The organism is Pseudoalteromonas sp. TAE79, assembly GCF_000498015.1.
Taxonomy (GTDB): Bacteria; Pseudomonadota; Gammaproteobacteria; order Enterobacterales; family Alteromonadaceae; genus Pseudoalteromonas.
Map to the genome: position 1 here is coordinate 15,218 of NZ_AUTL01000168.1, position 12,009 is coordinate 27,226.

The window sequence follows — 12,009 nt, forward strand, 5'->3', positions numbered from 1 at the left end:
ATAATGAATAACAAACTAAAACAACTTGTAGTAGCACTACCATTAGCACTTTTATCAACCACTGCAGCAGCTGATTGGTCAACAACAATCACTGCAGCGTCTGACTACACTTTTAATGGTGTAAGCCAAACAGATAGCAACCCTGCAATTCAAGGTAGCTTAGACTATGCCTTTGAAAGCGGTGTATATGCAGGTGCATGGGCTTCAAATGTAGATTTTGGTGACGATACCGATTTTGAACTTGATGCTTACATTGGTAAGTATGTACAACTTGATGAGCAATTTAGTGTTGATTACGGTATTGCTTATTACACTTATCAAGGTAATAACAGCGATGGTAACTACGCTGAGGCTTACACTAAGTTTGGTTATGCAAGTGAGTACGGCCAAACTGAACTTAACTTTTGGTACAGCTGGGACTACTTTGGTTACGATACAGGGCATGTTATTTCGATGATTGCTCACACGTATGAGCTGGCTCCAAACCATGCACTACGTGCCAGCTTTGATATTTCAAACTCACTTGATGGTGATAAGTTTGAGTGGGATGAGAACAAGGGTGATAAATCATACCACCACTACCGCTTAGCATACCAAACAAGCTACGAAGGTTTTGGTATTGAAGTGGCCGCTGAAAACACAAGCTTAGATAATGATGCGTCTGATGAGCGTATTGTACTTGCTATTTCACGCACATTTGATTTTTAATACAATAATTACTGATTGCACAAAGAATGCCACTCTATTTCGAGTGGCATTTTTATGTGTAACTAACTAACAATATCCCAAGCACTTGTACCCGATGCTGAAAGGTTACTGGTGTTATTGCGTAATACTTTATTACCTACATTAACCGATGACTCAGGGCGGCTAACTAAATATCCCTGAACAGAGCTCACACCCATTTTTTTAACGAGTTCAAACTGCCCTATTTCTTCAACGCCTTCTGCAACAATTTTAAGACCTAGCTTTTTCCCAAGATCACTAATTGTATTTAATATATCGTTATATTTTTGGCTTTTATTGGCTTGTGCTATAAACGAGCGATCAATTTTAATAACATCTATTGGTAAATCCGCTAATGTACTTAAAGAACTAAAACCTGTACCAAAGTCATCAATAGCAATAGTGATACCCTCTTCTCTTAGCCTACTTAGCTCTTTAATAATTCTTGGACTGGCTTTAATGAAAGTTGATTCGGTAATTTCCAGCATTAAGGACGTAGCGGGTAAGCCGGTTTTTTTAAGTTTTTTCATTACCCAATCATAAACATCACGATGCTTTAGTTGAATGCCCGAAACGTTAACAGATATTTTTACTTTGCGCATACCTGCATTGTGCCAAGCAGCCATTTGCCGACACGATTCAAGCATAATCCAATCGCCAAGCTCTAATATTAAATTAGACTCCTCTGCTATTGGTATAAACTCTGAAGGGGGGATCATACCCTCAACTGGGTGGTCCCAGCGTGTAAGCGCTTCGAAGTAATCAATCATACAATCTTCAACATGCACAATTGGCTGAAAAGATAAGTACAAATCTTTACAAGCGACTGCTATGCGTAGCTCTTCGAGTAAATAATGGTAACGGCGCATTTTGTTACCCATTTCTGGTGAGTAAACTTTAAATATCCCCTTACCATCGCTTTTAGCCCTATACATAGCCACGTCAGCTAATTGCAAAAGAGCCTGCGGCGTTGATGCACTTTCTGGATAAGCCGCAATACCAATGCTGGCACTAATTTTTACTATTTTGTTACCTAGCACAAAGTCTTTTTCAAGCTCACTAAGCACGTGTTTAGCAATTTCAACAACTCTGTCGCTATCATCAAGTAACTCTATAAAAATGGAAAATTCATCTCCTCCCAACCTCGATAAGTTTTGTTCTAATTGGTTAGCACTATTTATATTACTTAATTTATGGTGGCGTAGAACATTGGCAAGGCGAGTAGCAACTTGAACTAATATTTCATCACCAAAACTATGACCAAATGAGTCGTTTACTTGTTTAAAGCCATCAAGGTCGATAAACAGGAGTGCGCATTTGAGATCTTCTTGGTTAGCATGATTAATTTGTCTGTCGATATGTTCAATATAAGCATGGCGGTCAATTAACAGCGTCAGTTTGTCTTGGCCACGGCTAGCGCATTTTAATCCCAGACTCTAGCAGGGTTGAGCGGTAATCATCGTCTAGCCCTGCCATTTTCTTTTTCCTCGCCATACTTGCTGACTTAGATGCATCTTGTTTAAAAAGCGCCATGGCTATCTTTCGCATTACATTAAACATTAATGGCCCTTGAAGTTTGCGTATTCTCGATTCATCTTCTCTGAAGTTCATATCAAGCATCCAATGCATGCTTTCAACCTGCCAGTGACTGCGTACTGCATTGAGTGCTTGCGCTGCATTTAAGTCTAATGAACTTATATACCAGCGTGTTTCAGTGGTATCCGACCCTGCCGACTTATCATGAACTTCAGCCCTGACCTTAATAATACTCGTTAAGCCAGGCCAACGATAATCCTTGCCTAGCCAGCTTTTATCTATAAGTAACTGCTGGCATGTACGTGTTTCAACACGCCCATGTCCTGAGCTTATTTCGGTATGTTCATCACAATTATGCTTAGTTAACCTTTCACGCTCGCACTTGTGCCACCACGCTTCTAGTTCCTTTTGCATGCCTGAATGATTACCTTTAAGTGCAAGAATATAATCTGCTTTTTGTTGGATGATTTGTTTTGCTATTTCTTGTTGGCATCCCATCGCATCTAACGTAATGATACTGTTTTCAATATCGAGCAGGGTGAGTAATTCTGGTATTGCGGTGATTTCATTTGTTTTATTATCAACAGCCGTCTGCCCAAGCACTAACTGGTGTTGGCAACTCCATGCACTGACCGTGTGTAAGGCACTTTTTCTGTCTTTTGTGGTAAATGAACGCCGTGCGGTTTTGCCATCGATAGCGATGATATCTGCACCTGTAGTTTCAATCAGTGATGATATCCAAGATTGAAATGCCCTTTCTATTTCATTTGCTTTTAACCGACACATGACGCGAGCAATCGTGTCATGTTTTGGAATTCCTGCGTTGAACGTACCGTATTTTTTTAACCAATCAAGTTTTAGGTGCCCAAAGTCTTCAATATCTTCCCATCCTTCTGCACCAGAGAGCACAGCGCTAATAGCAAGGAGAAGAATATCGATAAGTTCATGCTTTTTACAACGTTCAATGCGAGGATCTGTAATTGAATTAAAATGTTTCAGAAAAGTAGTGCTCATATTTATGCGACCAAGTAATTATTATGCCTTGATCTGATCACTACTTGCTCTATAAGTTCAATTTATAATGATCTTGCCGTGATAATCAGAGTGATAAACAACCAAAACCGCTTTCCTTGGTTATTAAAATTCAAATTCTAATGCGAGCCTAAAACTATGATTTTTTTCTGATTGGCTTATCTCAGTGATAAAACCCGCTTCCCATTTTAACTGCTTTTGTCCATCAAAACGCTGCAAACCTATAAACCCAGGCCCTATGCCAACAAAGTCTTCACCTACGTACACCTCAATAGATGGCTGAAAAGCAGAACGATAGCGATAGCGATATTGCGCTCTAAACTCGCTTTCCCATTCATTTTGTATATCCTGCCCCCACTCGTAAACCAAAAAAGCATTCATAGTTAAGCTTGTTTTGCCAAACTCTTTTTCGATCACAAAACCCGAAGTTGCTTCATACACATCTTCATTATGTTTTTTTTCAAGCTCAAATAATGCCCCCCAATCAGCCCATAATTTACCTTGCTCAATTAATTGCCAGCGTAGTTCAAGCTCATAAGCTTCTAAACCAAAGTCGCCGTTGTCATCTCGCTCACCAACTAAGTAGCCTTCTAGTGCCATTGTATCGTTAATAGCTCCACCACCACCCAAACGCTGCGCTAGTATGTTGCCACTATCTGTTTGGTGCGACACTAATCGCCACTCAAACTCACGCTCAAAAGGCAAAACATAGGGGTGATATACCTTATCAACAACAATACCATCGGACTTTGCTTGGATTGAGAATACCAACAAACAAAGAGCGGTAAAACTAAGCGCTAAATATAGGTTGAGTGCTTTCATACACGTTCCTTAGTTATTGAAGCTGGAATTACGTAACAAAGTAATAAAAATAATACGCTGCTTGTACTATATATAAGTACACTCATTAAATCAGGAGTGGCCTCGTAACCAACAAGAGCACGCAATACGCGGCCTAGCTCAGAGTTTTCGTTTAGCAAATCACGTAAATCCCACACTGTTGAGGTGTTTGTAATTAAATCTATTTGACTTGCCAAATCCAGTGCAACTAATAACTTAGCCGCGCTGTTAAAAGCAAGCAAAGTAAAAAGCGGATACATACCAAAACGGTGCTTAATTGCATTTATTAAAAAGTACAGCAATACGCTAAAACTTAAACAAATTCCAACACCTAATAAAGTGCCAATAAATAAGCTTTGCCCTGCATCATTATTTTGCCAAAAACTGGTGAGGTAAATAATATAATGGCTTAAATAGAGCGTTATTGTGCTTATAACTGCGATATAAAATGCCGCTGACTTTTGCTTTAGTGCAAATACCAATACAGCAATAAATATAGTGATACATAGCCCTATTTGTGAGTACTCTAACCCTTGGTGTTCAAACCACTGGCTCACCCACGACGCACTTTGCATGTACAAAAACGACATGAGCGCGCCAATTAATAAAGCAGACCCTATTTTTAAAGAGCTCTGTTTTTTAACTACTTGTAGTAGCACTAATAAAATAGCCACAGGTAGTAATTGATTAAGGCTCATGACTAAACTAGTTATTAGCATGCTTCGCCTCCTCATCACCAACTATTACAACGCCCCTTGCTGTATTGGGCGAAAACTCACCAAAAAATTCGTAATACCCTTTACTAAGCGGCCCTATATAAATAATGCTTTTACGGTTTGGGTAGAGTACTTTTTCTCTGTTTAGATCAAAGCTATCAAACTCTTCTGGTGTGCTGTCTTGGTTTTCTATCAATAGTTTTACTTTTTTATTCGCGGGAATGGTAATTTGCGAGGGATAAAACAAATGATCTTTTAAAATAATAAGGTACTCTTTACTCGCCGCGTTAAACGACAAAAATAGCAAACAACAAAGGCACCGATTAAATAAACGTTTAGTCACTTTTTACTCCTGTAAAAGTAACCTTAACGGTTAGCCCACCTAAAGGGCTATTCGCTAAATGAATACTTGCGCCATAAATAGCAATTATATGTTGTACAATCGCCATACCTAAACCAGCACCTTGCTCGCCTGATGGATGCTGATCACCTCCTACTCGATAAAAACGATTGAATATTCGCTCTTTTTGTTCTTCAGTCATACCCGCACCAGAATCATCAATTTGCCAACTAAAGCCGTCATTACTTGGTACTAATTTAATTATAATCTGACCATTTTTGGGTGTGTACTTTATGGCGTTGCTAAGTAAATTAGCGATGAGTGTGGTTAATGTAAACTCATCACCATTAATTACAAAATCATCGCCTTCAAGACTAATGGTTTGGTTTTTTTCATCTATTTTGTCGTATTGCTCCGATACGACTTGCTGAGTAATCGTTAGCGATGATTGTTCGCTAAATTGCCTCTGCCATTGTTCAGGCTGAGTGCGTCCTAAAATTAGCATTTGCTCAACAATATTACTTAAGCGATTAATGCCTTGCGACATAGCTTGTAATTCTTGATGGTCTTGCAGATTACTTTGTTTATTAGCCAAATTATGTACATTAATTTTTAAACTACTAAGCGGGGTACGTAATTCGTGAGCTGCATCTGAGGCAAAAAAGCGCTCCCGTAAGTAGGCAGTTTCTACGCGTTTAAATAAGTCGTTTAAACGATTAATAACCGGTTTAATTTCCTCGTCGGTTACTTGCCAGTTAATTGGCGTAAAGTCGTTCGCTTGGCGAGACGCCAACTGCTTAGATAATCGAGTAAGAGGGGCTAATGCGTATTTAACGAAAAAGCTAATAAAAATAGCAAGCAGAGGGACTGCCCATAGCATAGGTAACATTGCAGATAAAATAACGGCTTCAGCTAATTCAAACCGCTTTGACATAGGCTCAGCAACGATGACTTTACGAGTATTTTTTCTCATCACAAACACTCGCATACGCTGCCCTGCTACATTGGCAGTTTGAAAGCCCTCGCTAAAACTAATTTGGTTATTCGTTAAACTCGATGAGCCGCTAAGTAAACTATTGTTTTGCCAGATTTGATACAACAACTGAGCACTATTATTGCTTACCTGTACTGCATTTGTGCTTAGTGCTAATGGTTGCTCAATTAAAACGCCAGCCACTATTTTAAGTTCATTATCAAGCAAGTTTTCGCCGTGGCGCATGCTTTTTTGATAGCCTTTTACTAATGCTAAAAAGCAAGTAAGCACCATCATTGAAAGTAAAATTAAGGTCAGACGTTTACGAATAGACATTTTCAACCTCGAAAGATAAACACACCCTAACGCTTACCAACCACGTAGCCAATGCCACGTAAGGTTTTAATAAAATCGCTAGGGAATTTTTTACGAAGATGATGAATATGCACCTCTATGGCATTAGAGCCAACTTCTTCACCCCATTGGTAAAGTTTGTTTTCGAGTTGTTGTTTTGACTGTACCCTTCCCTGATTTTCCATTAGCGCTTTTAAAAGCATGTATTCTTTTCGAGGTAGTGTAAGTGACTGCCCACTTAGTTTAACTGTATGAGCAGAGGTATCCATTACTACATCACCACAGCGCAATAAGCTTGACTGAGTTTGGTTAATGCGCCGGCTTGCTACACGTAATCGAGCAAATAGCTCAGCGGGGTCAAACGGCTTTGCAAGGTAATCATCTGCCCCCATATCGAGCCCTTGGACTTTGTCATCAATACTGCCGCGAGCAGTTAAAATAACCACCGGTATTACTTTTTTTTGCGCTTTAATATGCTTTAAAACTTGCGAGCCGTCGCCATCAGGCAATCCTAAATCGAGAATAACAAGCTCAATCTCACCACTAGAAAGGCACTCTAAGGCGTGCTTTACTGTGCCACTGTGCTCTACGCTGTAGCCCTCTTGGCGCAAAGAGCGAATAAGCCCTTGCGCCACTAAATGATCGTCCTCAACGAGTAATAAATGCATTATCTGTTTATCTTTTTAATTTTTTATCTACTTTTGCCAATAGCTGACTTATTGCTTGTTGACGATATTTATCTGCTTTTGCCCGAGTATCACGAATCCCAGCAGCTTGTGCTACAAGTAGTCGCGCTTTAGCTTGTTTATAATCGCCTTCATCATACAAGTATTCACCGTATAAGTAATTAGTATCAATGCCTTCGAGATTAAAAGCGAGCGCTTGTTTAAATAATTTTTCAGCTTTGTCATCATCACCAAAACCAATTGGCCAGCCAGGTACTTTGCTATAAAGCGTTGCAAGGCTTGCGTAAGCGGAGCCATTGAGTGCAGTGCCATCAATCGAGAGTGCATTTTCGAGTGACGCTTTTGCTTCTTTTGCTAAACCAAGTGCGCCCAAGCCCCCTTTTGCGCCAGCAAAACTAGCTAACACAATGCCATTCCAAATATGTGTTTGCGCCGAGCTTGGATAGTTTTTAACAAATAATGCGCTTTGCTCACTTAGTTGCGTAAACGCGTCTATTTGCGCATCGTCTTCAAGTTCGTAATTAGCAATTGCCCACTTTTGTTGAATATCGATTAAGTCTTGCGCTTCATCTGCGTGTACTGTAGTTGCAAATACAGAGGTTAGTATTAAATAAAATGCGAGTGTAAATTTATACATAATTTTGCCCTTGTGTGTTTGTTAACTTAAAAAACGTTTAATTTTAGGTAGTTGCTTTGCAATAGCGTTATCAACAACGTTTGGGAATACGCCATTTATGCGTGCAAATAATTTTTCAGGAAAACCAATAAAGCGCCTTGTTTGGTTTGAACTTATAAGTGCTAATAACTCTTGAGCAACTAATTCTGGCGAGTCCATTTTATTACCGAGCTCTTTATTCATTGCCCGCGCTTTACTGCTATTAATAGATGTATCTGTTGCTCTTGGTGCTAAATAGGTCACTTTAACGCCTGAACCATTCAACTCACGTGATAACGCTTCTGTAAAGCCACGTAAACCAAATTTACTGGCGCAATAAAGCGTTTGAAACGGGTAGCCAATACTGCCAAACGATGATCCCACGTTAACAATGGTGCCTTTGGTATACGCTAACTGCCCTAAAAATAGCTGGCATAATTTAATAGGCACCGACAAATTAGTAATGAGCATATTATCTATTTGCTCATTACTTGTGTGCTCAAGGCTTTGCATTGCATTTATACCGGCGTTATTAATAAGTAATTTAACGCCGCCGAGTTGCTTGGCTTTTATTGCTAGGTTAATACGTGTTGTATCGTCGGTTAAATCGCCCGTAAATATTTCACTGTCTGGGCATGCACGGCTCAGTTTTTCAAGGGCTTGGGTATTTCGCCCTACAAGTAGTAACTTCCACCCTTTTGCATATAGGGCTTTAGCAATCGCTTGCCCTATTCCGCCTGTTGCGCCAGTGAGCACACATAAAGAGCTACTCATGCCAATTTGCCTTGTGCACTTGCTTTAAAAAACGGTTCGTCATCGAGCCCACGAAATATATCGCCGTATAAACGATAAAAGCGCTTTGCACCATAAAGTATGGCTTGTTGATCCGCCTCATCTGTTATTTGGTTCATTAGGTTTTCAAAAAACTTTACATGCTCTATATCAAGTGCGCCGTGAGAGGTTAAATAACTAAATGCTTTTTTAGGTAAGCCCACAGCACTTGCAATGTTTGAAGCCGCGCCATCAGCAAGCGCTATAGAAGTGCCTTCAAGCACATGCACCATGCCAAAAAAGCTCAACGGATTTTTACGTGCAATGGAGTCGTACGCATACGACACCATCATTTCGGTTGCAAATTGCGGCTGACTACTCCGTACTGTTTCTTTGTCAAAACCACAGGCTGCAATGTCATTAAGTACCCACTCTTGATGACCAATCTCTTCTTCAATATATTCTGCTACGGCTTCGCGCAGCCATTCTTGATTGTCGGTTAATCGTGCACCAACCGACATCATTAATGGCACGGTGTGCTTAACATGGTGATACGCTTGTGCTAAAAACGAGGCGTATTCTTCAAGTGATGCTTCGCCTTTAAAAACACGCTGAATAATAGGCGCTGCAAGCAGATAGTTTTGCTCTTGTTTAGTTTGCTCTTTAAGGGTGTTAAAAAAATCACTCATTAATTACTTCTCCAAGTCGGTAAAATTGCTCAAACACAGCATGGTACTGCTTACTTATGGCATCTCGTTTTGGGCGATTATTTGTTGTTAATAATCCTTGTTGCACACTTAATGGGGCGGCTAAACGATGCCACTTTTGAATTCGAGCATAGTCGGGTAGTTGTTTATTAATTTCGCTAATGTACTGCGCTAACACTGGGTTACTTAGCTTTGTATCGGCGTAAATAATGGCACTGAGAAAAGGTCGCCCCTCACCAAACACAACCGCTTGTAAAATACCGCTTTGACTGAGTAATAGTGATTCAGGCCACTCGGCACTGATATTGCGCCCCATGCTGGTAATAATTAGATTTTTTAATCGGCCTTTAATAAATAAGGTATTTTGATGCTGTTCGACCAAGTCGCCAGTTGCATACCACTGGTTTTTGTCGTGAGGTTGATGATTTAAGTAGCCTAAAAACAAATCGCCTTTTATAAAAAGCTGGCCATTTTCAATTTTGGTTTGAATATGAGGTAACACTGAGCCTGCACTGTGAAGGTTATCGTTTGTGGGCGTATTTAAACTAACTACAGATGCCGCCTCAGAAAGCCCATAACCTTGGTATACCGGTAAATTTAAGCTACGCGCTTTGGTTAATAGCATTTCGCTGACAAGCGCACCACCTACTGCAATAAACTGTAACGAACTAGGCGGTTGCCACCCATCTTCTGCAAAAGCAACTAAGCATGCTAATAGTTCAGGCACTAAAATAAGCGTATTTGGCTTAACTTTATCAATAGCAGCTATAAGCTGTGCGGGTTGTTTTAATACAGTTCCAACAAAGCCTAATTCATTTAACGGCATTAAATGCACTGTACCGCCACTTTTTAAGGGTGCATACACACCGGCTATATTTTCAAGCAATACAGCAAGCGGCAATAAACATAAATGAACAGGCTTTTTAATATTAATCTTATCGCACAGAGATTGAGCTACCTGCATTTGGCTATTTGCAGATAAACACACGCCTTTTGGTTGCCCAGTCGATCCTGATGTAAACGTTACTTTTTGAGTTTCTGGAAAATAACTGACGGGTTTAGCTACAACGATTTCGTAAATATATAATGTGTAAAACTCAAATAAAGTAATCGATGCAGTCGGCTCCCCAAGTAAAGGGTTTAGCGTGTCGCAAATAAGTAAATTAACGCCGCATTGAGCTAGTACATATTGAGTTTGTTGTTCACTAAAAAAGTGAGCAATTGGCACAGCCACTTTGTTAGAAACTGCAGTAGCGGCATCAATAACAAGCCAAGCTGGCGTATTATCGAGCTTATAAGCGACACATTTGCCGTTAAAGCTTTGTAGTATTTTTACTACTTTTTGTATTTGCTGGTTAAACTCATCACCGTTAATTTCAAGTATTTGCTCTTTATTATGGGCAATAATTAATGGCGATACTGAATGTGTATTATAGTAATTCATACGTTCACCAATGCATTTACCAAAGAATTGATATTTGAGTGGTTTTGCTGCATCAAACTATAAAGCATTGGGGTATTTAGTACTTGTTGGTGAGCTTGCTCTAGGCTCACAATGCATACTGTTGGTTGGTTGGCGTAATAGCTGCCCCACTTTAATGGGTTCTCAACTACAAAACTGCTCGCAAGTGCAATTTCAGTACACGTAACACCAAGTAAGCGCAATAAAGCACGCACTTTGTTGGTTGCACAAAACACTAAATGTTTTGCGCCCACACTTTGCAGAGCTTCGTTAACAATAATAAAATGTGCAAGTGTTGCTCTTCGATTTGTAGAGCAAAGATTACCAAGTTCAAAAATTTTATTACGAGAAATACTCTCATCTAAAAAATCTTCAACGGGTGATGCTAAATATTGCTCAATAAACAATGGCGAAGTTGCTTGCCTTAGCCCTAAGGTGCATTTTCCTTGCTCGGTAACGTATTGGCAAAGTAGTGGCATAAACGAAGTAAGCTTAGCGTTATACGCAACTAAAAAACCTTCTTTTACTGTATTTTCAAGATTTTTTCGATGCACATCATCAATACGAGCACTAATAAACTGACTGTTATTTTGTGTTAAACCTAATGATGTAGAAGTGTGGGCTAATTGCATAAGCTCGCTCATTTAAACCTGTTTATATTTCAGGGTTTAAATTTAACGAGTGAAACTTAAAGAAAACTTAAGAAAAAATTAATTTAAATAAAAAAGCGTCTTAAGTGTTAAATCGCGAGGGCGTGTTAAATAGATCAACACGCCCTAACTAACAAATCGTTATAACAAAACTTCTTTTTAATTAAACTTAGGTCAACAGGCTCTAGCAGCTTTGTATGCATCACGTTAGTATAGTGTTATACTTAAGTTACATAACGATAATTACATGAGCATAAAAACAAACGCGTTAATTTACTTTTTAGCTTTTTGCAGCGGTTTTTGCATTATGGGGATTGAACTTTTAGGAGGGAGAATTCTCGCCCCTTTTTTTGGTAGTAGCGTACATATTTGGGGCAGTATAATTACAGTATTTATGCTTAGTTTATCTTTTGGGTATTTACTTGGCGGTAAACTCAGCACTAAAAATGCATCACTTACCAAATATGGTTTAATATTTTTAATAGCCAGCATTATGGTGGTGCCTATTACATTATTTTCGCAGCCAATAATGGAATTTATATTTACCCATATTGAAGATAG

Annotated in this window: 13 protein-coding genes and 1 pseudogene; 2 read left to right on the plus strand and 12 right to left on the minus strand. The window is 39.3% G+C overall.

Going from position 1 to position 12,009, the window contains the following annotated elements:
- The first annotated feature begins 3 nt into the window (after nt 1-3).
- Complete coding sequence (locus tag L655_RS0112565) at nt 4-708, plus strand: TorF family putative porin (protein ID WP_024604515.1); 705 nt, start codon at nt 4-6, stop codon at nt 706-708.
- Nucleotides 709-770: 62 nt separating this feature from the next.
- On the opposite strand, the pseudogene L655_RS0112570 reads toward L655_RS0112565, so the two are convergent.
- From L655_RS0112570 to L655_RS0112625, 12 genes and pseudogenes are all read right to left on the minus strand, one after another.
- A pseudogene (locus L655_RS0112570) lies at nt 771-2,132 on the minus strand (bifunctional diguanylate cyclase/phosphodiesterase); the annotation flags it as partial.
- A gap of 7 nt (nt 2,133-2,139) precedes the next feature.
- Nucleotides 2,140-3,276, minus strand: coding sequence for an ISAs1 family transposase (locus tag L655_RS0112575; RefSeq protein WP_008466968.1), 1,137 nt, complete (start codon nt 3,274-3,276; stop codon nt 2,140-2,142).
- 123 nt (nt 3,277-3,399) lie between these two features.
- Complete coding sequence (locus L655_RS0112580) at nt 3,400-4,116, minus strand: hypothetical protein (protein ID WP_024605195.1); 717 nt, start codon at nt 4,114-4,116, stop codon at nt 3,400-3,402.
- Nucleotides 4,113-4,853, minus strand: coding sequence for a hypothetical protein (locus L655_RS0112585; RefSeq protein ID WP_024605196.1), 741 nt, complete (start codon nt 4,851-4,853; stop codon nt 4,113-4,115). Before L655_RS0112585 ends, L655_RS0112580 begins: the two co-directional genes overlap by 4 nt.
- Nucleotides 4,840-5,193: a cupredoxin domain-containing protein gene (locus tag L655_RS0112590; protein ID WP_024605197.1), complete on the minus strand. Its 354-nt coding sequence runs from the start codon at nt 5,191-5,193 to the stop codon at nt 4,840-4,842. Before L655_RS0112590 ends, L655_RS0112585 begins: the two co-directional genes overlap by 14 nt.
- A complete protein-coding gene (locus L655_RS0112595) occupies nt 5,186-6,499 on the minus strand; it encodes an ATP-binding protein (RefSeq protein ID WP_024605198.1) in 1,314 nt (437 codons plus the stop codon). Before L655_RS0112595 ends, L655_RS0112590 begins: the two co-directional genes overlap by 8 nt.
- 26 nt (nt 6,500-6,525) lie before the next feature.
- Nucleotides 6,526-7,185 carry a response regulator transcription factor gene (locus L655_RS0112600; RefSeq protein ID WP_024605199.1) on the minus strand — a complete coding sequence of 220 codons (660 nt, stop codon included), beginning with the start codon at nt 7,183-7,185 and terminating at the stop codon, nt 6,526-6,528.
- Nucleotides 7,186-7,192: 7 nt separating this feature from the next.
- Complete coding sequence (locus L655_RS0112605) at nt 7,193-7,840, minus strand: hypothetical protein (RefSeq protein ID WP_024605200.1); 648 nt, start codon at nt 7,838-7,840, stop codon at nt 7,193-7,195.
- Nucleotides 7,841-7,861: 21 nt separating this feature from the next.
- Complete coding sequence (locus L655_RS0112610) at nt 7,862-8,632, minus strand: SDR family oxidoreductase (RefSeq protein WP_024605201.1); 771 nt, start codon at nt 8,630-8,632, stop codon at nt 7,862-7,864.
- Nucleotides 8,629-9,318, minus strand: a complete 690-nt coding sequence (locus L655_RS0112615; protein WP_024605202.1) for an iron-containing redox enzyme family protein — start codon at nt 9,316-9,318, stop codon at nt 8,629-8,631. The genes L655_RS0112610 and L655_RS0112615 overlap by 4 nt, the downstream gene beginning before the upstream one ends.
- The gene (locus tag L655_RS0112620; protein WP_024605203.1) at nt 9,311-10,780 is read right to left on the minus strand and encodes an AMP-binding protein; all 1,470 of its coding nucleotides are present in this window, start codon (nt 10,778-10,780) and stop codon (nt 9,311-9,313) included. Before L655_RS0112620 ends, L655_RS0112615 begins: the two co-directional genes overlap by 8 nt.
- Nucleotides 10,777-11,430, minus strand: coding sequence for a thermostable hemolysin (locus L655_RS0112625; protein WP_024591515.1), 654 nt, complete (start codon nt 11,428-11,430; stop codon nt 10,777-10,779). The genes L655_RS0112620 and L655_RS0112625 overlap by 4 nt, the downstream gene beginning before the upstream one ends.
- Nucleotides 11,431-11,695: 265 nt before the next feature.
- Here L655_RS0112625 and L655_RS0112630 point away from each other — a divergent pair.
- Nucleotides 11,696-12,009 (plus strand): fused MFS/spermidine synthase (locus L655_RS0112630; protein WP_024605204.1); only part of this gene is annotated, 314 nt, incomplete at its 3' end.